The following is a 20,613-nucleotide window of genomic DNA, read 5'->3' as shown; positions in this document are numbered from 1 at the left end:
AACTAGTGCATAATTGGCTTTGTGCTAGGAGAGTATCGAATCACAGGCCGGGGCGCATCGGGTATCGCGGCCGACATCGAGCGGGCGGTGGGCGAGGGCGCGCTCAAGCCCGGCGCGGCGCTGCCGCCGCTGCGCGAACTGGCCCAGGACCTGGACGTGAACCCGAACACGGTGGCCGCCGCCTACCGGCTGCTGCGCGACCGCGGGGTGATCGAGACGGCCGGGCGGCGCGGCAGCCGGGTGCGCCCGCGGCCCGCCACCACGTCGCGTGACCAGATCCGCATCGAGGTGCCGCCGGGGACGCGGGACATCTCCGACGGCAACCCGGACGTCTCGCTGCTGCCGTCGCTCGACGCGGCGTTCGCGGCGGCGGTCGCCCACAACGCCGCGCGCCCGGCGCTCTACGGCGGTCCCGCCGTCGATGCCGAGCTGAGCGGCCTCGCCCGCGCGGCCTTCGACCGCGACGGCGTGCCCGACGGCCCCATCGGGCTCACCTCGGGCTCGCTCGACGCCATCGAACGCGTGCTGTCGGCGCACCTGCGCCCGGGCGACGCCGTGGCGGTCGAGGACCCGGGGTGGGGGAGCGTGCTGGACCTGGTGCCCGCCCTCGGGCTGCGCGCGGTCCCGGTCGGGGTCGACGACGACGGCCCGGTCGTCGCGGACGTCGCGCGGGCGCTGCTGGCCGGCGCGCGCGCCCTGGTCGTCACCGACCGCGGCCAGAACCCGACCGGAGCGGTGATCTCGGCGGACCGGGCCCCGGGAGCTGCGCGACGTGCTGGCGCGCCACCCGGAGGTGCTGGTGGTGGACGACGACCACGTGCACGGACTGGTCGACCTGCCGCTGCACTGTCTGTCGGGGGTCACCACGCACTGGGCGCTGGTCCGGTCCACGGCCAAGGCGTACGGCCCGGACCTGCGCCTCGCGGTTTTCACCGGCGACCGGGTCACCGTCGACCGCGTCCAGGGCCGCTACCGGCTGGGCGCCGGCTGGGTCAGCCATCTGCTGCAGCGCGCGGTGGTGCACCTGTGGCAGTCGGGGGCGGTCGACCCGCAGCTGGTGGGGCGGTCGTACGGGCGGCGGTGCGACGCCCTGGTCCGCGCTCTCGCGGAACGCGGCATCGCCGCCCACGGACGCAGCGGCATGAACGTCTGGGTGCCGCTTCCCGACGAGACCGGCGCCGTGGCCGGCCTGCTGCAGGCCGGCTGGGCCGCCGCGCCCGGCGCCCGCTTCCGCCTCGCGTCCGCACCCGGCGTGCGGCTCACGGTCTCCACCCTCGCCGACACCGACATCGGGCCGCTCGCCGACGCGGTCGCCCGGGTGGTCGGCGCGTCGGACGGGGGACGGTACGGCTGAGGTGTCGGGGTTACGGGACGGGCTCGGCGGCCGGTCGCGAACGGGGGCGCAGCTGGGTGAGGGCGGCGCCCGCGAGGACGATGACCGCGCCGACCGGCTCGTTCCAGCCCAGCCGCTCGTGCAGCAGCAGTACGCCGGCGGCGGTAGCGACGACCGGGATCAGATACGTCACCATCACGGCGATCGTCGGTCCCTTCTCGGCGACCAGGGCGTACTGGAGCAGGAAGGCGATGCCGGTGCCGAGGGCGCCGAGGGCGACGACCGACAGCACGGACAGGATCGGGAACGACGTCGGCACGGAGGTGAAGAACGGGGTGATCACCGCGAGTTGGACCGTGCCGAGCAGCAGCTGGCTGCTGGAGAGCGCGAGGTTGGAGGTCGTGGCACCCGCCAGGGTGCGGCGCACGTAGGCCCAGCCGACCGCGTAACTGGCCGCGGCGATCAGGGCCATCGCGGTGCCCGCCGGGTCCTGGCCGGAGAAGCCCTGCCAGGCGCCGAGCACGGTCAGCACGCCGAGGAAGCCGAGGCCGACCCCCGCGAACCGCTGCCGAGTCGGCTTGTCCTCGGAGAGCGCGACGACCGAGACCACCATGCTCCACAGCGGAGTGGTGGCGTTGCAGATCCCCGCGAGGGTGGAGGGGATGGTCAGCTCGGCGTAGGCGAACAGCGAGAACGGCAGCGCGTTCAGCAGGAGGGCGGCGACGGTCAGATGCAGCCAGGTGCGCTTCCCGCGGGGCAGCCGGTCGCGCTTGATGAGCAGGGTGGCGACGAGCACGACCGTGCCGAAGACCATCCGGCCCAGCGTCACCTGCAACGGCGCGAACGCCTCCGTGCCGACCTTGATGAACAGGAAGCTGAAACCCCAGATGAGGCCCAGGAGGGCGAAGCGGATCCGCCAGTCCACCGCACGGCGGACGGCAGGTGCCGGCTCCGGTATCGGGGTGGACGCGGAGGGGGCGGGCCGGAGGGGGGCTGGAACGCTCATGGCCCTACGATGCCGGATTTGATTCCGTAGAACAAGGGAGATTCGGTACGGCGGAACGCGTAGAATCACTTACATGTTGAACCTGGAGCGCCTCCGGATCCTGCATGCCATCGCCACGTACGGCTCGGTCAGCGCCGCCGCGGACGTCCTGCATGTGACGACCTCGGCCGTCTCCCAGCAGATGGGCAAGTTGGAGCGCGAGACCGGTCAGCAGATGCTGGCCAAGAACGGCCGCGGGGTCCGGCTCACCGACGCCGGGCGGCTGCTTGCCGGCCACGCGGAACGCATCCTCTCGCTGGTCGAGCTGGCGCACTCCGACCTGGAGGCGCACCGGGGAGCGGCCGTCGGCGAGATCGTCCTGGGGGCGTTCCCGACCGCCGCGCGCGGGCTGCTGCCCAAGGCCCTCGCGACGCTGCGCCGGGACCACCCCCAGCTGCGGCCCCGGATGCAGGAGATGGAGCCGGCCGAGTCGGTGGCCCGGGTGGTGCGCGGCGACATGGACCTCGCCGTCGTCCTGGACTGGTACAACAGGCCGCTGTCGCTTCCGCCCGGCCTCGCCAAGGCGCCGCTGCTGGACGACATCGCCGATGTCGCGATGTCGTCGGACCACCCCCTCGCGCGCCGGGCGCAGATCGAGCTGGAGGACTTCGCGAACGACGACTGGGTCTCCTGGCCGGACGGCGAGTTCTGCCACGACTGGCTCATGTTCACCCTGCGCGGCAAGGGGATCGAACCGCGGCTGTCGCACTCCGCCGAGGAGCATCACACCCAGCTCGCCCTGGTGGCGGCGGGACTCGGCGTCGCGGTCGCGCCCCGACTCGGCCGCGGCCCGGTGCCCGACGGCGTGAGCGTCGTCCCCGTCCGGCACACCATGCACCGCCACGTCTACGCGGTCTGGCGCGAAGACGCCGACCGCCGCCCCGCGATCCGGGCCGCGGTCGAAGCCCTCCAGTCCTCAGCGCGCGCCGCCCTCACCACGACGACCACCTGACGCCCGACAGGCCGGTACGGCCCGCGCGCGGGTTCGGGGCACGGCATGGATGACCCCGGTCAGGCCGGTGTGCGGGTGCACGTCTGCCGGACGGCCGGAACCGTGCGGGGAAGCACCGGGGTCAATCGTTGAGCGCACAACCAAGTGTGCGCACTGCGACGCCAGGTGCGCACGTGAATCGCCGTACTGGGTCCATCCGGACATGACCGAGTCGGCTCTTCCGTCCGCAATGCCCTTTATGGCACCACTTGTTACCGCGGTGCGGCGAGCTGGGCGAGCCCCTCCGTGGCGATGCGCTCGAAGAGCTTCACATCGGCGGCGAAGTCGGAGTCGGCGATCGGCCAGTGGATGACGATCTCGTCGATGCCCAGCTCCGCGTGGCGGCCGGCGAAGTCGGTGAAAGCGTCGAAGGAGTCCAGCGGGCGGTCCGGGGTGAATCCGGTGAGCATGATCTTGTCCAGTTCGGCGGGGTTCCGGCCGATCGCGTCGCAGGCCGCGCCGAGCTTGGCGATCTGGCCGCGGACGGCCTCCAGCGACTGCTCGGGAGTGCCCGTCTCGAAGAGCTTCGGATCACCGGTGGTGACCCAGGCCTGCCCATGGCGCGCGGCCAGCTTCAGCCCGCGCGGCCCGGTGGCGGCCACCGCGAACGGGAGCCGGGGCCGCTGCAGGCACCCGGGGATGTTGCGGACCTCGTGCGCGGAGTAGAACTCGCCCTCGTACGACACCACGTCGTTCGTGAGCAACTGGTCGAGCAGCGGAACGAACTCCCCGAAGCGGTCCGCCCGCTCGCGCGGCGTCCACGCGTCCTGGCCCAGCGCGGTCGCGTCGAACCCGGACCCACCCGCGCCGATGCCCAGCGTGACGCGCCCTCCACTGACGTCGTCGAGCGTGATCAGGTCCTTCGCCAGCGTCACGGGGTGCCGGAAGTTGGGCGACGTGACGAGCGTGCCCAAACGCATGCTCTGCGTAGCCGTCGCTGCTGCGGTCAGCGTCGGGATCGCCCCGAACCACGGCCCGTCCCGGAACGACCGCCACGACAGGTGGTCGTAGGTATAGGCGGCGTAAAACCCGAGGTCCTCGGCCCGCCGCCAGATCTTCTGCCCCTCGGCCCACCGGTGGATGGGGAGGATCACCGTACTCAAGTGCATACCGGCGACGATACGCGTACGCGAGAGGGCTGAGGTTCTGACCAGGTCGCGACAGTGGCACGTGCCCGACCACTACGGTGGCGCCATGGGTGCGCTGAGCGAGGCTGAACTCGAGGCCATGATCGACGAGGCGACTGTCGACGCCTACAACGAGGACGAACAGCTGACCGGTCTGCTCACCCTGCTCCAGGAGAACCTCATGCTGCCGTTCACCACCACGGTTCTTGGAGCAGAGGTGACCGTGCGCCGTATCGATCTCGCCGCGGATGATCGGATCGTCGCGCTGTGCTCTCGCGGCCGCGTACGGCAGTCGATCGGGATTCTGGAGCTGCCGTTGCCTGCCCCGACCCCGGCGGGCGCGGAGTGGATCGAGGCTTACCGTCACTGGGCCGGCTGAGACGCAGAGAACCCAGAGCTCGCTTGGGCACTGGGTTGCGCGGAAGGGAAGAACGTGGCCATCACAGTCGGGTACACCGATCCAGGCCCCGGTGAGCCGTCGCTTACCGATCTCATCGAACGCAGTGCCGAGTTGAAGGGGGAACTGGTCGCCTTCGCGCAGAGCGCACGCTTTGACCGGTGGTTGACTCCCGCCCTGCTGGAGGCCGCGGGTCCCGAGCGGCAGCTGGAGGAGGGCGACGCGATCCGGGTCATCGACCACTTCATCCTGCGGTACCGCCTGCCCGGCGGTGCGACTGTCGTGGACCGGTTCCTTGCCGGACGGCGGGACCTGACCGCATCCGACCGGGAGATGCTGCTCGGCTGGCGTGACCCGGTTGACGGCATCTTCGAGGTCCAGCGCAAGGACGGGGATGCCGTCATCCTGCTGAACCTCGTCGACGACCTTGAGTACCGCACGTACTCGAATGCGGGGCGGGCGGCGTTCCGCGGGGCCTTCAGGGGAGGGTTCCTCCACGCCTGCCTGGTGCCCGTCCGCTCAGCCGGCGGGGTGTGGCTGGTCTCCGGGGCGCTGTCGTACTACCCGAAGTCCAGCGCCGCGCAGATCGCTCAAGCAGCGCTCCAACTGGCCACCGCTCAACCCGAGCTGGTCTTCCGTAACCCAGAGAAGATCGAGCAGGGGTGGTACCGGATGCGGGAGGACCGGGCCGCGTTCGTCGAGTTCTGCGGCAGCGACGAACTAGTTGTTCCCCCGGCCGAAGCCGAGGGCCGGCTCAACGCCTACTACCGGCACCGGCAGGAGGCCGCCGTCGCCGAACAGTCCGATCCAGCCCGACGCAGGCGGCTCCAGGGCCTGGACCTGCCGTTCTTCGAACTGCCGCGAGAACTCGCGGACTCGGACACCATCGGCGTCATCTACGACGAAGTCGACGGGCTCAACTTCTACGCGGACTACGGGATGCTGCGGGACCTTTTCGCCGACCCGACGCTCGCGGGCCGTCGGCAGCACCAGAACCTGCTGCGCACGTACCTGCGCGAGGAGTCGATCGCGCCACTGCCGATCCGCCGGCTGGTCGCCGCCCACCCGGAGACAGCCGACGCGGTGTTCCAGAAGCTGCTGAGGAAGCCCGAATTCGCTTGGAGCGAGCACGGTGAGGCACTGTTGCGCCGACGCAAGACCTGGTACTTCGCGAACGAGCCCCGCCCTGGTGTCTCCGTGATCGGCGACCGCCTCAGTGCGCTCCTTGCCGGCCGCCGGTAGTCGCAGTTCACGCGGGCACGGCGGTCGCGGGGCGACCGGCTGAGCCGACCACCCCCACCTGCGGTCGATCTCGGTCATCGAGTGACCAGCGTATCTCTGCGTGCCGAGACCTTGGAGGCGATTCGCGCACGCGCCGGTAAACAGGGCGTCTCCTCATACATCGAGGAGGCCGTACAGCGGCAGCTCCAGCGCGAGGCCATCGACGATTACATCGCCGCCGCTGAAGCGGAGCACGGCCCCGTCGACCCGGCTGATGTGTCGGCCAGGGCCGAGCGGATCCGCGCCCACCACGCTGCCCACCGCGGTGAATCCGCTCCAGCGGACGCCGCATGAGCGGGACTCTCGTTCTCGACAGCGAGGCTCTCTCCCAGACGAGGGTCCCGAGCCGCATCCGCTCGGTGGCCGTCGCGGCGGCGGTCAGGGTGGGCACCGCGCCGAACCACGGGCCTTCCCGGAACGTCCGCCAGGAGAGGTGGTCGTAGGTGTAGGCGGCGTGGAAGCCGAGGTACTCGGCCCGCCGCCACGCCTCCCGGCCCTCGGACCAGCGGTACACGGGAAGGATCACTGTACTGAGTCGCGTGGTCCCGAGCCTACGGGGCGGAAGGCGTTCCGCTCTCCGCCGAGGTGGCGGCGAGCAGGGGACTCATCGCCTCGGCGGCGCGGACGGCCGCGTCGCCACAGCAGTTGTTGAACAGCACGTGGACCTCGTGGGCGCGGTCCGCCATGGCGCGGATGCGCGGCGTCCAGGAGGAGAGCTCCTCGGTCGTGTACCGGTGGCGGAAACGGTCCTCCTTCGAACCGGTTCCCCAGGCACGGTTGCGTCCGTGGAAGCGCACCACCGCGAGGCGGTCGGTGGTGACCGGGGTGACCGGGGCGATGGAGGTGGGGAGCGACTGCACCATGTCCACGGCAACGGCGGTCATGTCCAGCTCCGCCAACAGGCCGAAGGTGGAGGCGGAGTGCTCCTCCCGCCACCAGTCGGGGTGCCGGAACTCCACGGCGACGGGCCATCCCGCCGTGCGCTCCCGGCACTCGCGCAGGAACGAGACCGCGCGCTCGCCCGGACCCAGCTGCGGGGGGAACTGGAAGAGCAGGGTGCCGAGGCGGTCCGCCTGGCGCAGGGGTTCGAGGGCTCCGCTGAACCGGCCCCACACGTCGTCCAGCAGCCCGGGGTCCGCCGCCGGCCGCCCGCTTCGCCGGGTGAGGGCCGACCGCAGATCTGCGGGGAGCGCGCCCGGACGTGTCGGATGCCCGGTGAGCAGCGAGAAGGCCTTCACGTCGAAGCGGAAACCGGCTGGGGAGCGCTCGACCCACAGGACGCTGTTGCGGGTGCTGGGCAGCGCGTAGTAGGTGGCGTCCACCTCCACCAGGGGGAAGCGGGAGGTGTAGTACCGCAGCCGGGCCTCCGGGGTGCGCAGGCCCTCCGGATACCAGCCGCCGGACAGGAGTTCCTTGTCCGTCCACGAACACGCGCCTAGGCGAATCTCTCCCATGCCCGCCCGTCTGCCCCGGCCCGGCGCGCCGATTCCGCTGCGAGCGATTGCGCTCTCAGCGTGCGCGGTCAACTCCGCTGCGGCCAGGGGGGCAGGGTGACGCCATGAGGATTCTGCTGCTGGGTGGGACGGAGTTCGTCGGGCGCGCGGTCGCCGAGGAGGCGCTGGGGCGCGGCTGGGGTGCGTGCGACTGCACGGCGGAGGGTCGTCCTCGTACGGGACGTACGTGGACGAGCCCGACAATGCAGCAGGCGTGCGTGCCGGCGTCGCGGGCCAGGCGGGACTTCCGCAACACGACCCAGTGCCACTGGTCAGGGGCCGAGTTCCTGGCGGCGGCGGGTGAGGAAGTCGCGCTCCGGCTCGTTGCCGGCGAGCGCGATCGCCTGCTCGTACGCCGCCAGCGCCTCGCCGGTGCGGTTCAACCGCCGTAGGAGGTCGGCCCTGATGGCGTGGAACACGTGAAAGCCGTCGAGGCCGAGCTCGTCGACCAGGGCCAGCGCGACCTGCGGCCCCTCGACCTCGGCCACCGCGACCGCCCGGTTGAGGGCCACGACCGGGGTCGGGGTGAGGGCCAGCAGGTGGTCGTAGAGCCGCAGGATCTGCCCCCAGTCGGTGGCGGCCGTGCTCGGGGCGTCGCTGTGCACGGCGTTGATCGCCGCCTGGACCTGGTAGGGGCCGGGCCGGCCGCGTCGCAGGCACCGCCGGACGACGGCCTGCCCCTCGGCGACGAGGGCGCCGTCCCACCGTGCGCGGTCCTGCTCGGCCAGCGGCACCAACCCGCCGTCCGGGGCGGAGCGGGCGCCGCGGCGGGACTCGGTGAGCAGCATGAGGGCCAGCAGGCCCATGACCTCCGGCTCGTCCGGCATGAGTTCGGTCAGCAGCCGTCCGAGGCGGAGGGCTTCCGCGCAGAGGTCGTCGCGGACCAGCCGGTCGCCCGAACTCGCCGTGTAGCCCTCGTTGAAGATGAGGTAGACCACGGCCAGCACGGCCCGGAGCCGGCCCGGCAGATCCGCCTCGTACGGGATCCGGTAGGGGATCCGGGCGTCGCGGATCTTGCCCTTGGCGCGCACCAGCCGTTGGGCCATCGTCGGTTCCGGCACCAGGAACGCGTGGGCGATCTCGGCGGTGCTGAGCCCTCCCAGGAGCCGGAGCGTCAGCGCGATTTGCGCTCCGGTGGCGAGGGACGGGTGGCAGCAGGTGAAGATCAGACGGAGCCGGTCGTCGCGCACGGGGCCCTCCTCGGGCGGTGCGTCGCGGGCGTGCAGCAGAGCGGCCTGGGCGTGCCGGTCCTGGCGGGACGCCTCCCGGCGGAGGCGGTCGATCGCCCGGTTGCGCGCGGTGGTGATGATCCAGCCCGCCGGACTCGGGGGGAGTCCGGTAGAGGGCCACCGTTCCAGAGCCGTGGTGAACGCGTCCTGGACCGCCTCCTCGGCGATGTCGATATCGCCGAAGACGCGGACCAGGACCGCCACCGAGCGGCCGTACTCCGCCCGGAAGACCCGTTCGATCTCCGGGGCGGAGACGGCCGGCGGGGCGGGCATCAGCCGGTGCTTCCCCCGACGAAGGGGCGCACCTCGATCGGGAGGGTGATCGCCCGGGCACTCTTGCGGCCCCATTCCAGCGCGGCGTCCAGATCGGGCGCCTCGATGATGCTCAGGCCGCCGAGATACTCCTTGCCCTCGAGGTAGGGGCCGTCGGTGGTGAGCACGTCGCCGTCCTGGAGACGCACCACGGTGGCGGTGCTCGGGGCGTGCAGACCGCCGGCGAAGACCCACGCCCCGGCGGCCTTGAGTTCCTCGTGCAGGGCCTCCACGTTCCGCATGATCCCTTGCAGGACCTCGGGGGCCGGCGGCTCCCCTTGCGGCTGCATCACGCTGAGCAGGTACTGCGGCATGGTGTCCTCCCAGGTCGTCGTGCCGGGCTCGAGCCGGCTTCTCACTCTCTGAACGAACGGCTCGGCCCCGGATCGACACCCGTGGCGAAAACTTTTGACGCTTTCGGTGGCCAGTGCTCTGGCCGGAAAGGTTCACCGGCAAACCCCGGCCAGAGCACTAGCGGTGGCCGCCGGCTTCGGGGGCGTCGGTGGGAGCGTTGGACAGCCGGTCCAGCCATTCGGTCAGCAGAACCGTCTCGGCGACGCTGAGGGACTGGTCGGGCGACTGGCGCAACAGCGCGTTGAGCCGGCTGGCGGTCGACCGCAGCTGTGCGTCGTCCCGGCTGCTCGCGGTGGTGTCCTGGGCGGACCCGGGGTCGAACCCGTCCGGAGTGAGGATGGAGGCGTGCACCGCGTCCCGGATGCGGCGCGAGATGCTCCGGTCGGTGAACGTCGAGGGCCGGGCGACGAGCATCAGCGCCACGCCGACGCTGGCCGACATGACCATCTGGGCGGCCAGATCGGGGGCGAGCCGCAGTCGGCCCAACGCCGCCGCCCGCTCCAGGTCCCGGGTGAGGATCTGGTGGGACTCCAGTGCGGCGGCCGGCGCGGTGCGCATCGCGGGGGAGTTCATCAGCCGGTACAGGTTCGGGTTCTGCAGGGCGAACTCCACGTGGCTGTCCCAGCCGTCGCGCAGGTCCTGTATGGGATCGGTACCGGTGCCGCGCCGCCGCTTCGTCGCCAGGTACCGGTCGAAGCCGTGGTCGACGACGGCCGACAGCAGGCCCTCCTTGTCCCCGAAGTACCGGTAGAGCGCCGGGGCTCCCACCTGCGCAGCCTCGCACACCGCCCGCGTGGACACGTCCCCGTCCACGGACTCGGCGACCAGGTCGGCCGCCACCTCCAGGATGCGCGCTCGGGTACTCACGAGGAGGACGCTATCAAGCACGGCGTAGCGGTGCTACGGACGGCGGTGCGCCCGGCGTCCTCCGCGCGGCGGCCGGCGGCGTGCCGTTCGGTCGTGTCCATGATGATCTCCTGTCCGATGCGGGGCGGCTTCGCCGCGTGGGGGGGGGTGTCGGGGGTGCCGCACGGTGGTGGGCGCGGGTCGGACGATGTGGCGGTGGTCAGACGATGCCGCCGTTGGCGCGTAGGACCTGGCCGTTCACCCAGCGGGCGGGGCCGGCGAGGAAGGAGACGACCTCGGCGATGTCCTGCGGGGTGCCGAGGCGCTCCAGAGGCGCCTGGGCGGCCATCCTCGCAATGGTCTCCTCGTCCTTGCCGTCCAGGAACAGCGAGGTGGCGGTGGGGCCCGGGGCCACGGCGTTGACCGTGATGTCCCGGCCGCGCAACTCCCGGGCCAGGATCAGCGTCATCGCCTCCACGGCCCCCTTGGTGGCGGCGTAGGCGGCGTAGCCGGGGATGGCCAGTCCGACGACGGAGCTGGAGAAGTTGATGATCGCCCCGCCGCCGCGCAGCCGGCGGGCGGCCTGCTGGTCGACGACGAAGGTGCCGCGGATGTTCGTGCGGTGCATACGGTCCAGGGCGTCCAGATCCGTGTCGACCAGCGGCGCCAGCGTCATGACGCCCGCCGCGTGCACGACGACGTCGACACCGCCGAAGGTGCGCTCGGCGGTGTCGAAGAGGGCCGAGACCGAGACCTCGTCGGCGACGTCGGCGCGGAAGGCGACCGCCCTGCCGCCGGCTGCGCTGATGGCCGCCACGGTCGCGTCGGCCTCGGTCTGGTTGCCGGCGTAGTTGACGACGATGGCGAATCCGTCGGCGGCCAGTCGCTCAGCGCTCTGCCGGCCGATCCCGCGGGACCCGCCGGTGACGACCGCGACCCGGTTCGAAGCGGCCGAGGTGGTGGACTGCTGCTCGCTCATGGCGGTGCTCCCTGGTTCGGTCCGATCCGGCTTCTCCGCGACCTGACGAGAGCAACGCTAACAGCAATACCGTATCGACGCTACCTTTCTACGTAGCGACGCTACCCCCCCGGCCCGAGCCGAAGGCCGTGGCCCTTGCTCCCCCCGGACGCACCCCCAAAGCCCCCCGGACGCACCCCCAAAGCCTCCCGGACGCATCCCCAAAGCCTCCCGGCCGCACCCCCACCGCACCCGCCACCCACCTGCTGTGATTGCCGCCGGCAGTCGGGTAGGCATCCCCGTATGCCCGAAGACGAAAGCACCCGCCGCTGTCTGGTCACCGGAGCCACCGGATACATCGGCGGCCGGCTCGTGCCCGAGCTGCTCGATGCCGGCTACGCGGTCCGCTGCCTGGCCCGCACGCCCGAGAAGCTCCGCGACTACCCCTGGGTCGACCGGGTGGAGACGGTCCGCGGCGACGTCACCGACGCGGACTCGCTGCGTCCTGCCTTCGAAGGCGTGCACACCGCGTACTACCTGGTGCACGCGCTGGGCACCGGGCGTGGCTTCGAGGAGACCGACCGCCGTGCCGCCCGGCTCTTCGCCGAGCAGGGCCCGCGCCGCCGGTGTGCGGCGCATCGTCTACCTGGGCGGCCTGACACCGACCGGGGTGCCGGAGTCGGAGCTCTCACCGCACCTGCGGTCCCGCGCCGAGGTGGGGCACATCCTGCTCGGTTCGGGGGTACCCACCGCGGTCCTGCGGGCCGCGGTGATCATCGGCTCCGGCTCCGCCTCCTTCGAGATGCTGCGCTACCTCACCGAGCGGCTGCCGCTGATGATCACCCCGAGCTGGGTGAGGACCCGCATCCAGCCGATCGCCGTGCGCGACGTACTGCGCTGCCTCGTCGGCGCCGCCACCCTGCCGTCCGATGTGAGCCGGACCTTCGACCTGGGCGGCCCCGACGTCCTCACCTACCGCGGCATGATGCGGCGGTACGCGGCCGTCGCCGGGCTCCCGCGACGGGTGATCCTGCCCGTACCGGTCCTCACGCCGACGCTGTCCAGCCACTGGATCGGGCTGGTCACGCCTGTGCCGCGCTCCATCGCCCGTCCGCTCACCGAGTCGCTGCGGCACGAGGTGGTCTGCGCGGAGAACGATCTCGTGCGCTACGTCCCCGACCCGCCCGCCGGGCGGATCGGGTTCGACGCGTCGGTGCGCCTGGCGCTCAAGCGGCTGCGGGACGCCGACGTCCCGACCCGCTGGTCGTCCGCCGCGGTGCCCGGCGCCCCCAGTGACCCGCTGCCCACGGACCCCGACTGGGCCGGCGGCAGCCTGTACACCGACCGCCGCGAACGCACGGTGGACGCCCCGCCGGCGGCCCTGTGGCGGGTGATCGAGGGTATCGGCGGCGAGAACGGCTGGTACTCCTTCCCGCTCGCCTGGGCTGTACGGGGCTGGCTGGACCGGCTGGTCGGCGGCGTCGGGCTGCGCCGGGGGCGCCGCGACGCGGCGCGGCTGCGGGTGGGGGACTCGCTGGACTTCTGGCGGGTCGAGGTGATCGAACCGGGCAGTCTGCTGCGGCTGCGTGCCGAGATGCGGCTGCCGGGTCTGGCCTGGCTGGAGCTGTCGGTGGACCGGGACGACGCGGGCGCCACCGTCTTCCGCCAGCGTGCGCTGTTCCACCCGCGCGGCCTGTCCGGCCAGCTCTACTGGTGGAGCGTGGCACCGTTCCACTCGGTGGTCTTCGGGGGCATGGCCCGCAACATCGCGAAGGCCGCGGCACGGGAGGGCGACGCGGGACAGAACACCTAAGGGCTGTCCCGTCATCCCTGGTGGAGCAGCGCGCGGCGTCAGATGCGGTGCATCGCACGGCGGAGGGACACCCGCATACTGGATGTATTCGGGCGTTCCGACAACACAGCGAGGTGCCGCAGCTGTCGTCGGGCGCCCGCCAGGAATTGTGGGGCAGCCCTTAGATCTTGCTGAAGTCCCAGGAGGCCATCCGCTCCGGGGTGAGGCGCAGCCAGGCGTGGCGGCCGTCGTGGGGCATGGTGTCGAGCCCGAAGTTCTTGGCCGAGAAGAGCCGTTCGGGGGTGTCCAGTTCAGGGACGGGCTCGCCGGTGCGCGGCGCCTCGCCGACGAACTCGACGGTCCCGGAGAGTTCGATGCCGCGCAGCTCCCCGTACTCGACCCCGTCGTCGATCACGACCGACACGCGCGGATCGCGCAGCAGGTCGGTCCAGCGCTGGCTGCGGACGATGGAGTAGAGCCACAGCGATTCCCCGTCCCAGGCGAACCACAGGGCGCCGACGTGGGGCCGGCCGTCCTTGGAGACGGTGGCGACACGACAGGTGCGCTGCTCCGCGAGGAAGGCGTCGACCTCGTGCGGGGTCATCATGATCCTGCGGCCCCGCCGCTGAATGACGGCCATGAGTCGAGCACCTCCATTGCGTCTGACATCTGACTGGGTGTCAGAAATAATGGAGGACGGTGGAGCGGTCGTCCAGTGGTGGGCGGGTCCGGCCCATGCGTCCGCGCCCGCAACTCCCTTCCCGACTGACGACCCGTCAGTTACGGTCGCTGCGTCGTCATCCGTCGAGGTCCGTCGTACGAGGGGGCAGTCATGGCGCCGAGCGACCGGCTGAGGGAGTTGCTGGACCCGGCGGCCACCGCCGTACTGACCGTGGAGTGCCAGCGCGGCGTCGTGGGCCCGGACAGCGCACTGCCGGAGCTCGCCGCCGAGGCCCGGGACTCCGGGGCGCTGGGCAACGTGGCACGGCTGGTCGGCGGCGCCCACGAGGTGGGCGCCGCCGTGCTGCACGCCATCGCCGAGCGCCGCCCGGACGGGCTCGGCGCCAACAGCAACGCACGGCTCTTCCGTGCCGCCGGGCGGCTGCCCGTGCGGCAGCTGACCGGCACGCCCGCCGTACGGCTCGCCGAAGGGATACCGCTCGCCGACAGCGACCTGGTCGTACGGCGGCTGCACGGCCTGTCGCCGATCGCCGGGACCGACGTGGACGCGCTGCTGCGCAACCTCGGCTGCCGCACCCTGGTCGTCGCCGGGGTCTCCGCGAACATCGCGATCCCCAACGCCGTCTTCGACGCCGTCAACCTGGGGTACCAGGTGGTGGTTCCCGCCGACGCCATCGCGGGGGTGCCCCGCGAGTACACCGAGGCCGTCGTCCGCCACACCCTCGCGCTCGTCTCCACGGTCAGCGCGACCGACGACATCCTGGCCTGCTGGAAACGGCAGGGGCCGCGCACCGGAGAGCGCTAGGCCGTGTCTGACACATCCTGCCTGGCCCGGGACGCCTGGCACGCGCGCTCTCCCCCAGCTACCGCTGGGAGGGGCCCCCAGTTGTCGGGCCCGCCCCGGTACGTCCGGTACAGGGGCGACCCTCCGCCGTGCGATCGCACGCACCAGACGCCCCGGGCCCCGCCCTCCGGGCGGACGCCGGTATGTGTCAGACACGGCCTAGAGCTCTGGCTGGAAAGGTTCACCGGTTCGCGGCGTCCGGCACGGCACTTCGCTGCGTTGTCGGAGTCGTCCGAGTACGCCCGGTGCGAGGACGATCCTCCGCCGTGCGACGCACCGCGCCGGACGCCGCGCACCAGGCAAACCTTTCCGGCCAGAGCACCAGCCAGCGCGATGTCGCCGGCGCGACGCTCAGCCCAGCTGCAACGAGGCGCCCGCGACGGTGACCTTGGCGGCGGCCAGCGGCTTGGTCGCGGGACCGGCTTTGACGCTGCCGTCCGCGACACTGAACTTGCTCCCGTGGCAGGGGCAGTTGATGGTGCCGTCGGCCACCTCGCTGACCGCGCAGCCCTGGTGGGTGCAGATCGCCGAGAACGCCTTGAAGTCACCGGCGGTCGGCTGGGTGACGACGACCTTCTTGTCCGCGAAGATCTTTCCGCCGCCCACCGGGATGTCCGCGGTCTTGGCCAGCGCGTCGCCGCCGTCCGCGGCCGGAGCCGAGGCGTCCGGCGCCGAGGAGTCGGCCGGTGCCGACGGCTGGGCCGGGGTCGTACCCGCCGGGGTGTCACTGGCCTTCGAATCCGATCCGCCGCACGCGGACAGAGCGGCGATGAGACCCACGCCGCCCGCCGCGGCGACCATCGTGCGGCGGGTCGGAGCAGCGGGAATGCCGGAGGTGTCGGTCATGTGGCACTTCCTGTCGGTAGATAAACCGGGTGGCGGGGAGGAGCCACCCGGAGGACGTGATGCCGCGCCCGCCCCGTCATACGCAGGGATCCTCCGGTGCGTTCAAAGCGGCGGGGGAATTCCGGCTGATGGCCCAACCGGCCACCCACCCGCTCCACCGACCGGCCACCCACCCGCTCCACCGACCGGCCACCCACCCGCTCAACCAACCGGCCACCCGCGCGCTCGCCCAACCGGCCACCCGACCGAGCGACCGCCCGCCCGACCGGCCGCGACCCCCGCCGCCCTCCGGCGCGCCAGTAGCCTGGTGCGATGCTCACAGAGGTAACAGGGATCCGATACGTGACCCCCCTGCGCGAGGGCGGCTCCGTGCCCGGGGTGGTCGAGGCCGACGACCTCGGCACGTACGTCGTGAAGTTCACCGGCGCCGCACAAGGCCGCAAGGCGCTGGTCGCCGAGATCGTGGCGGGCGAGCTGGCCCGCCGGCTCGGGCTGCGCGTACCGGAACTCGTCCGGTTCCAGTTCGACCCGGTGATCGGGCTCGGCGAGCCCGACGCGGAGATCCAGGACCTGCTCAAATCCAGCGGCGGCCTCAACCTGGGGATGGACTTCCTGCCGGGGTCGCTCGGGTTCGACCCGCTGGTCTTCGAGATCGACCCGGTCGAGGCCGGCCGCATCGTCTGGTTCGACGCCCTGGTCGGCAACGTGGACCGGTCCTGGCGCAACCCCAATCTGCTGATCTGGCATCGGGACCTCTGGCTCATCGACCACGGCGCCTCGCTGATCTGGCACCACAACTGGAAGACCGCCGAGCAGGCCTCGGCGAAGCCGTACGACGCCGCCGACCACGCGCTGTCCCGGTTCTCGCCCGACCCGGCGGCCGCAGCGGCCGAGCTGGCCCCCAGGATCACCGAGGAGCTGCTGCGCGAGGTCACCGCGCTGGTGCCCGACGAGTGGCTAGCCGGGGAGCCCGGTTTCGCGGGCCCCGACGAGGTGCGCAGGGCCTACGAGCGGGTGCTGCTCGCCCGCGCGGCCGACGTCCATGAGCGGATCGTGCTCGTGGCGGGGCGGAAACCGAAGCAGGACGCGCCGGACTGGCTGCGCACGTGGGTGGACGGGAAGGCCGCGAAGTGACCGGGTACCGGGGCAGTGGCCGCGATGTGTTCGAGTACGCGCTGGTGCGCGTGGTCCCGCGGATCGAGCGCGGCGAGATGATCAACGCGGGGGTGCTGGTCTACTGCCGCGCCCAGTCCTTCGTCGGCGCGCGGATCCATCTGGACGAGGCGCGGCTGCGCTGTCTGGACGAGAAGGCGGACGTCGAAGGGGTGCGTGCCGCGCTGCGCGGGTACGAGGGCATCTGCGAGGGCGGCGAGCGGGCGGGACAGGCGGCCGGCGACGACCCGGGACGGCGTTTCCGCTGGCTCACGGCCCCGCGCAGCACCGTGGTGCAGCCCGGCCCGATCCACACCGGGCTGACCGCGGACCCCGAGGCCGAGGTGGATCGGCTGCTCGGTCTCCTGGTGCGCTGAAACACACTCGAGAGGGGTTCCGTTGACAGCGGGTCACAGGACTCCTACGGTTTCGACAACTAACCTACTAAGCGGTTGCTCATGTGCGGAGTCCGTGCGGGATTCCGTGCGGCGCCGCATCTGAGGGCAAGGAGACTGCATGTCCACGACCGAGCAGCGCGTCGCGATCGTGACCGGGGCCGCGCGCGGCATCGGCGCCGCCACCGCCAGGCGGCTGGCGGCCGAGGGCCGCGCCGTCGCCGTACTCGACCTCGACGAGAACGCCTGCAAGGAGACCGTCGAGCAGATCACGGCGGACGGCGGCAGGGCGCTCGCGGTCGGCTGCGACGTGTCGGACGAGACGCAGGTCGAGGCGGCGGTGGCCCGGGTCGCCGAGGAGCTCGGCGCGCCGACCATCCTGGTGAACAACGCGGGTGTGCTCCGGGACAACCTGCTGTTCAAGATGAGCGCCTCCGACTGGGACACCGTCATGAACGTGCACCTGCGGGGCGCCTTCCTGATGTCCCGCGCGGTGCAGAAGCACATGGTGGCGGCCAAGTTCGGCCGCGTCGTCAACCTGTCGTCGAGCTCCGCGCTCGGCAACCGCGGCCAGGTCAACTACTCGGCCGCCAAGGCGGGCCTGCAAGGCTTCACCAAGACGCTGGCCTTCGAGCTCGGCAAGTTCGGCGTCACCGCCAACGCCGTGGCACCCGGCTTCATCGTCACCGACATGACCGCCGCCACGGCCGAGCGGATCGGCATGGGCTTCGAGGAGTTCCAGGCCGCCGCCGCGACCCAGATCCCCGTCCAGCGGGTCGGCAACCCGGACGACATCGCCAACGCGATCGCCTTCTTCACCGGTGACCAGGCCGGCTTCGTCTCCGGCCAGGTCCTGTACGTGGCCGGCGGCCCGCTCAACTGACGCGCATCGGAGATCTGAGCACCATGACACGTGAGATTCCCACCGACAGCGGCAAGGTCGCCCTCGTCACCGGCGCCAGCCGCGGCATCGGCTACGGCATCGCCGAGGCCCTCGTGGCCCGCGGCGACCGCGTCTGCATCACCGGCCGCAACGAGGACGCGCTCAAGGAGGCCGTCGAGAAGCTCGGCGCCGACCGGGTGATCGGCGTCGCCGGCAAGGCCCACGACGAGGCCCACCAGGCCGTCGCCGTCGAACGCACCATGGAGGCGTTCGGTCGCGTCGACTACCTGGCGAACAACGCCGGCACCAACCCGGTCTTCGGCCCGATCGCCGAGCTGGACCTGAACGTCGCGCGCAAGGTCTTCGAGACCAACGTGATCTCCGCGCTCGGCTTCGCGCAGCAGACCTGGAAGGCCTGGCAGAAGGAGAACGGCGGGGCGATCGTCAACATCGCCTCGGTCGCCGGTCTCGCCCCGTCGCCCTTCATCGGCGCCTACGGCATCAGCAAGGCCGCCATGGTCAACCTGACGCTGCAGCTCGCCTCGGAGATGGCACCGGGGGTGCGGGTGAACGCCATCGCCCCCGCGGTGGTCAAGACCAAGTTCGCCGCGGCGCTCTACGAGGGCCGTGAGGAGGAGGCCGCGTCGGGCTATCCGCTGAAGCGGCTCGGGGTGCCGGAGGACATCGGCGCCGCCGCCGCGTTCCTGCTGTCCGAGCAGGCGGGCTGGATCACCGGCCAGACCCTCGTCGCGGACGGCGGTCTGTTCCTGCACGCGGGCGTCGCCTGAGCCGGGCACCCGAGCCGGGTCCGGGCCTCGGCCCGGGCCCGGCTGTGCTGTTCCCCCGCCGTGCGCGCACCCGGGGGACGCGTTGTCAGTGGGTCCCGGTACGTTCGCAGTTCCAGCAACGGATCGTGTACCGGAGGTTCCTGACGTGCCCAGCATGCTGCCCGACTCCTGGCAGGACGTCCTCGGCGAGGAGTTGGACAAGCCGTACTTCCAGCAGCTCACCGAGTTCGTCGAGGCCGAGCGGGCCACGCACAAGATCTTCCCGCCCCGGGAAGAGGTCTTCGCGGCCCTGGACGCCACGCCGTTCGACAAGGTGAAGGTGCTGGTCCTCGGCCAGGACCCGTACCACGGCGAGGGGCAGGGGCACGGGCTGTGCTTCTCCGTGCGGCCGGGCGTCAGGACCCCCCCGTCGCTGCGCAACATCTTCAAGGAGATGAAAGAGGAGCTTGGCCACCCGGTGCCGGACAACGGCTACTTGATGCCGTGGGCCGAGCAGGGTGTCCTGCTGCTCAACGCGGTGCTGACGGTGCGGGAGGCCGAGGCGAACTCGCACAAGGGCAAGGGCTGGGAGAAGTTCACCGACGCGGTGATCAAGGCAGTCTCCGAGCGGTCGGACCCGGCGGTGTTCGTGCTGTGGGGCAACTACGCGAAGAAGAAGCTCCCGCTGATCGACACGGAGCGGCACACGGTGATCCAGGGAGCGCACCCCTCCCCGCTGTCCGCGAAGCTCTTCCTCGGCAGCCGCCCCTTCACGCAGATCGACGACGCGGTCAAGGCGCAGGGCCACGACCCGATCGACTGGCGGGTGCCCGACCTCGGCGTCCGCGCCTGACCGGGTTTGGCGGACCCGGCGGTTAGCGTCGTCAGGGATCGGCGGGAACGGGACGCACGCGGGGCGCAGGAGGCGGCAGTGACGGATCGGGAACAGGGCTGGGGGGCCGGTCAGGACGCGGTCATGACGCGGATCGGCCAGGTCATGATGCTGCTGCACGGCGGCGACCGGGAAGAGGCCAGGATCCGGTTCGGTCACCTGTGGGAGGAGATCGGCGAGGACGGCGATCCCCTCCACCGCTGCACGCTCGCGCACTTCATGGCCGACGTCCAGGACGATCCCGAGGACGAACTGCAGTGGGACCTGCGAGCCCTGCGGGCGGCGGACGGCCTCAGCGACGAACGCACCGGCCGCCACCAGGAGTCGCTCGCCGTGCGCGGCTTCTATCCGTCACTGCACCTGAACCTGGCCGCCGACTACCTCAAGGTCGGTGAGCGGGAGCTGGCGCGCAACCACCTCCTCCGCGCGAGGAACGCCTCGGACGCTCTTGGCGACGACGACTACGGCGACGGCCTGCGGGCCGCGATCGGCCGGATGGAACTGCGTCTGGACGGGTCCGGTCACCGGCCGTAGGCCTCGTGGCAGATGCGTGACGCGTCACTGCCCTTGCCCCAGCCGCCGTAGGTCTCACCCAGCGCGCAGACCCCCACCCCGCCCGGCAGCGACGCCGGGGGGCGGGGGTGCGGAGCGGCTTTCGCGGCAGGCGCCGCGTCACGTCGGGCGGGCGCCACGGGGGAGTGCGCCCGGGGGTGGTGCCGAACGCGCTCGGGCGGCGCGGAGGCGTCGGGTGTCCGCGGAGCGGCGTCCGTCTCCGCGGCCACGGTCGCGAGGGACTGCAGGTCCGGGTCCGGCCGCTGGACGACCGTACGGTCCTGGGTGCGGGGCAGGTCCGGCAGAGCCGGCGCCGCCGACGGCGTGGGGGCGGGCTGCGAGGACACCGTCGTACACCCGGTGACGGCCGAAGCCGCCGCAATGAGCACTACTGCCGCGAATTGACGCATTCGGGAAACTTTGCCGGTCGGTGGCGCCTTTGG

21 protein-coding genes and 3 pseudogenes are annotated in these 20,613 nt (G+C 71.8%); 13 read left to right on the top strand and 11 right to left on the bottom strand.

The annotated features are described in order from the left end of the window. The first annotated feature begins 21 nt into the window (after nucleotides 1-21). Nucleotides 22-1,354 (top strand): annotated as a pseudogene (locus M2266_RS03950) (aminotransferase class I/II-fold pyridoxal phosphate-dependent enzyme). A 10-nt stretch (nucleotides 1,355-1,364) separates the two neighbouring features. On the opposite strand, the gene M2266_RS03945 reads toward M2266_RS03950, so the two are convergent. Continuing rightward, complete coding sequence (locus tag M2266_RS03945; protein ID WP_277436848.1) at nucleotides 1,365-2,339, bottom strand: DMT family transporter; 975 nt, start codon at nucleotides 2,337-2,339, stop codon at nucleotides 1,365-1,367. A gap of 73 nt (nucleotides 2,340-2,412) precedes the next feature. On the opposite strand from M2266_RS03945, the gene M2266_RS03940 reads away from it, so the two are divergent. Further along, nucleotides 2,413-3,330 carry a LysR family transcriptional regulator gene (locus M2266_RS03940; protein ID WP_277436847.1) on the top strand — a complete coding sequence of 306 codons (918 nt, stop codon included), beginning with the start codon at nucleotides 2,413-2,415 and terminating at the stop codon, nucleotides 3,328-3,330. Nucleotides 3,331-3,581: 251 nt separating this feature from the next. Here M2266_RS03940 and M2266_RS03935 read toward each other — a convergent pair whose 3' ends face one another. Further along, the gene (locus M2266_RS03935) at nucleotides 3,582-4,478 is read right to left on the bottom strand and encodes an LLM class flavin-dependent oxidoreductase (protein ID WP_277436846.1); all 897 of its coding nucleotides are present in this window, start codon (nucleotides 4,476-4,478) and stop codon (nucleotides 3,582-3,584) included. Between the two features lie 85 nt (nucleotides 4,479-4,563). Here M2266_RS03935 and M2266_RS03930 point away from each other — a divergent pair, with 85 nt between their 5' ends. From M2266_RS03930 to M2266_RS03920, 3 genes are all read left to right on the top strand, one after another. Then, the gene (locus tag M2266_RS03930; protein WP_277436845.1) at nucleotides 4,564-4,875 is read left to right on the top strand and encodes a calcium-binding protein; all 312 of its coding nucleotides are present in this window, start codon (nucleotides 4,564-4,566) and stop codon (nucleotides 4,873-4,875) included. Between the two features lie 54 nt (nucleotides 4,876-4,929). Then, entirely contained in the window at nucleotides 4,930-6,135 is a 1,206-nt protein-coding gene (locus M2266_RS03925) for a hypothetical protein (protein ID WP_277436844.1), read from the top strand. An 81-nt stretch (nucleotides 6,136-6,216) separates the two neighbouring features. After that, nucleotides 6,217-6,468, top strand: coding sequence for a hypothetical protein (locus tag M2266_RS03920; RefSeq protein ID WP_277436843.1), 252 nt, complete (start codon nucleotides 6,217-6,219; stop codon nucleotides 6,466-6,468). 37 nt (nucleotides 6,469-6,505) lie between these two features. On the opposite strand, the pseudogene M2266_RS03915 reads toward M2266_RS03920, so the two are convergent. From M2266_RS03915 to M2266_RS03890, 6 genes and pseudogenes are all read right to left on the bottom strand, one after another. Continuing rightward, nucleotides 6,506-6,700 (bottom strand): annotated as a pseudogene (locus M2266_RS03915) (LLM class flavin-dependent oxidoreductase); the annotation flags it as partial. Between the two features lie 25 nt (nucleotides 6,701-6,725). Further along, the gene (locus M2266_RS03910; RefSeq protein ID WP_277436842.1) at nucleotides 6,726-7,628 is read right to left on the bottom strand and encodes a DUF72 domain-containing protein; all 903 of its coding nucleotides are present in this window, start codon (nucleotides 7,626-7,628) and stop codon (nucleotides 6,726-6,728) included. A gap of 311 nt (nucleotides 7,629-7,939) precedes the next feature. Next, nucleotides 7,940-9,169, bottom strand: a complete 1,230-nt coding sequence (locus M2266_RS03905) for an RNA polymerase sigma factor (protein ID WP_277436841.1) — start codon at nucleotides 9,167-9,169, stop codon at nucleotides 7,940-7,942. Continuing rightward, a complete protein-coding gene (locus M2266_RS03900) occupies nucleotides 9,169-9,522 on the bottom strand; it encodes a YciI family protein (protein WP_277441060.1) in 354 nt (117 codons plus the stop codon). Before M2266_RS03900 ends, M2266_RS03905 begins: the two co-directional genes overlap by 1 nt. A 157-nt stretch (nucleotides 9,523-9,679) precedes the next feature. Beyond that, nucleotides 9,680-10,429, bottom strand: a complete 750-nt coding sequence (locus M2266_RS03895) for a TetR/AcrR family transcriptional regulator (protein ID WP_277436840.1) — start codon at nucleotides 10,427-10,429, stop codon at nucleotides 9,680-9,682. A 199-nt stretch (nucleotides 10,430-10,628) separates the two neighbouring features. Then, nucleotides 10,629-11,387 carry an SDR family oxidoreductase gene (locus tag M2266_RS03890; protein WP_277436839.1) on the bottom strand — a complete coding sequence of 253 codons (759 nt, stop codon included), beginning with the start codon at nucleotides 11,385-11,387 and terminating at the stop codon, nucleotides 10,629-10,631. A 282-nt stretch (nucleotides 11,388-11,669) separates the two neighbouring features. Here M2266_RS03890 and M2266_RS03885 point away from each other — a divergent pair. After that, nucleotides 11,670-13,179: pseudogene (locus tag M2266_RS03885) on the top strand (SDR family oxidoreductase). A 160-nt stretch (nucleotides 13,180-13,339) separates the two neighbouring features. On the opposite strand, the gene M2266_RS03880 reads toward M2266_RS03885, so the two are convergent. Then, nucleotides 13,340-13,798, bottom strand: coding sequence for a pyridoxamine 5'-phosphate oxidase family protein (locus tag M2266_RS03880; protein ID WP_277436838.1), 459 nt, complete (start codon nucleotides 13,796-13,798; stop codon nucleotides 13,340-13,342). A 192-nt stretch (nucleotides 13,799-13,990) separates the two neighbouring features. On the opposite strand from M2266_RS03880, the gene M2266_RS03875 reads away from it, so the two are divergent. After that, nucleotides 13,991-14,644 carry an isochorismatase family cysteine hydrolase gene (locus M2266_RS03875; RefSeq protein ID WP_277436837.1) on the top strand — a complete coding sequence of 218 codons (654 nt, stop codon included), beginning with the start codon at nucleotides 13,991-13,993 and terminating at the stop codon, nucleotides 14,642-14,644. 390 nt (nucleotides 14,645-15,034) lie between these two features. Here the strand turns inward: M2266_RS03875 and M2266_RS03870 are convergent, their stop codons facing one another. Next, complete coding sequence (locus M2266_RS03870) at nucleotides 15,035-15,529, bottom strand: Rieske (2Fe-2S) protein (protein ID WP_277436836.1); 495 nt, start codon at nucleotides 15,527-15,529, stop codon at nucleotides 15,035-15,037. Nucleotides 15,530-15,841: 312 nt separating this feature from the next. Between M2266_RS03870 and M2266_RS03865 the strand changes: the two genes are divergently transcribed. The 6 genes from M2266_RS03865 (at nucleotide 15,842) to M2266_RS03840 (ending at nucleotide 20,152) form a co-directional block, all read left to right on the top strand. Continuing rightward, on the top strand, nucleotides 15,842-16,663 hold the full coding sequence (locus tag M2266_RS03865) for a HipA family kinase (protein ID WP_277436835.1): 822 nt from the start codon (nucleotides 15,842-15,844) through the stop codon (nucleotides 16,661-16,663). After that, on the top strand, nucleotides 16,660-17,058 hold the full coding sequence (locus tag M2266_RS03860; RefSeq protein WP_277436834.1) for a DUF3037 domain-containing protein: 399 nt from the start codon (nucleotides 16,660-16,662) through the stop codon (nucleotides 17,056-17,058). The genes M2266_RS03865 and M2266_RS03860 overlap by 4 nt, the downstream gene beginning before the upstream one ends. Nucleotides 17,059-17,197: 139 nt before the next feature. Continuing rightward, nucleotides 17,198-17,959: a 3-oxoacyl-ACP reductase FabG gene (gene fabG / locus M2266_RS03855; protein ID WP_277436833.1), complete on the top strand. Its 762-nt coding sequence runs from the start codon at nucleotides 17,198-17,200 to the stop codon at nucleotides 17,957-17,959. 23 nt (nucleotides 17,960-17,982) lie between these two features. After that, nucleotides 17,983-18,747, top strand: a complete 765-nt coding sequence (locus tag M2266_RS03850; RefSeq protein WP_277436832.1) for an SDR family oxidoreductase — start codon at nucleotides 17,983-17,985, stop codon at nucleotides 18,745-18,747. A 154-nt stretch (nucleotides 18,748-18,901) separates the two neighbouring features. Further along, nucleotides 18,902-19,579: a uracil-DNA glycosylase gene (gene ung / locus M2266_RS03845; protein WP_277441059.1), complete on the top strand. Its 678-nt coding sequence runs from the start codon at nucleotides 18,902-18,904 to the stop codon at nucleotides 19,577-19,579. A 78-nt stretch (nucleotides 19,580-19,657) separates the two neighbouring features. Beyond that, a complete protein-coding gene (locus tag M2266_RS03840) occupies nucleotides 19,658-20,152 on the top strand; it encodes a hypothetical protein (protein WP_277436831.1) in 495 nt (164 codons plus the stop codon). Here the strand turns inward: M2266_RS03840 and M2266_RS03835 are convergent. Continuing rightward, nucleotides 20,140-20,517, bottom strand: a complete 378-nt coding sequence (locus M2266_RS03835; protein WP_277436830.1) for a hypothetical protein — start codon at nucleotides 20,515-20,517, stop codon at nucleotides 20,140-20,142. The two genes, M2266_RS03840 and M2266_RS03835, sit on opposite strands and share 13 nt — an antisense overlap. Nucleotides 20,518-20,613: the final 96 nt, after the last annotated feature.

Source organism: Streptomyces sp. SPB162 (genome assembly GCF_029504575.1).
Lineage (GTDB): Bacteria > Actinomycetota > Actinomycetes > Streptomycetales > Streptomycetaceae > Actinacidiphila.
Note: the sequence above shows the minus strand (reverse complement) of the source record. Positions and strands in the feature narration are given on the sequence as shown.

Coding starts and splice junctions, on each gene's coding strand:
- M2266_RS03875 (WP_277436837.1), top strand. CDS start 13,991: ATGGCGCCGAGCGACCGGCTGAGGGAGTTGCTGGACCCGGCGGCCACC.
- M2266_RS03905 (WP_277436841.1), bottom strand. CDS start 9,169: ATGCCCGCCCCGCCGGCCGTCTCCGCCCCGGAGATCGAACGGGTCTTC.
- M2266_RS03935 (WP_277436846.1), bottom strand. CDS start 4,478: ATGCACTTGAGTACGGTGATCCTCCCCATCCACCGGTGGGCCGAGGGG.
- M2266_RS03850 (WP_277436832.1), top strand. CDS start 17,983: ATGACACGTGAGATTCCCACCGACAGCGGCAAGGTCGCCCTCGTCACC.
- fabG (WP_277436833.1), top strand. CDS start 17,198: ATGTCCACGACCGAGCAGCGCGTCGCGATCGTGACCGGGGCCGCGCGC.
- M2266_RS03865 (WP_277436835.1), top strand. CDS start 15,842: ATGCTCACAGAGGTAACAGGGATCCGATACGTGACCCCCCTGCGCGAG.
- ung (WP_277441059.1), top strand. CDS start 18,902: ATGCTGCCCGACTCCTGGCAGGACGTCCTCGGCGAGGAGTTGGACAAG.
- M2266_RS03890 (WP_277436839.1), bottom strand. CDS start 11,387: ATGAGCGAGCAGCAGTCCACCACCTCGGCCGCTTCGAACCGGGTCGCG.
- M2266_RS03870 (WP_277436836.1), bottom strand. CDS start 15,529: ATGACCGACACCTCCGGCATTCCCGCTGCTCCGACCCGCCGCACGATG.
- M2266_RS03945 (WP_277436848.1), bottom strand. CDS start 2,339: ATGAGCGTTCCAGCCCCCCTCCGGCCCGCCCCCTCCGCGTCCACCCCG.
- M2266_RS03910 (WP_277436842.1), bottom strand. CDS start 7,628: ATGGGAGAGATTCGCCTAGGCGCGTGTTCGTGGACGGACAAGGAACTC.
- M2266_RS03900 (WP_277441060.1), bottom strand. CDS start 9,522: ATGCCGCAGTACCTGCTCAGCGTGATGCAGCCGCAAGGGGAGCCGCCG.
- M2266_RS03930 (WP_277436845.1), top strand. CDS start 4,564: ATGGGTGCGCTGAGCGAGGCTGAACTCGAGGCCATGATCGACGAGGCG.
- M2266_RS03940 (WP_277436847.1), top strand. CDS start 2,413: ATGTTGAACCTGGAGCGCCTCCGGATCCTGCATGCCATCGCCACGTAC.
- M2266_RS03880 (WP_277436838.1), bottom strand. CDS start 13,798: ATGGCCGTCATTCAGCGGCGGGGCCGCAGGATCATGATGACCCCGCAC.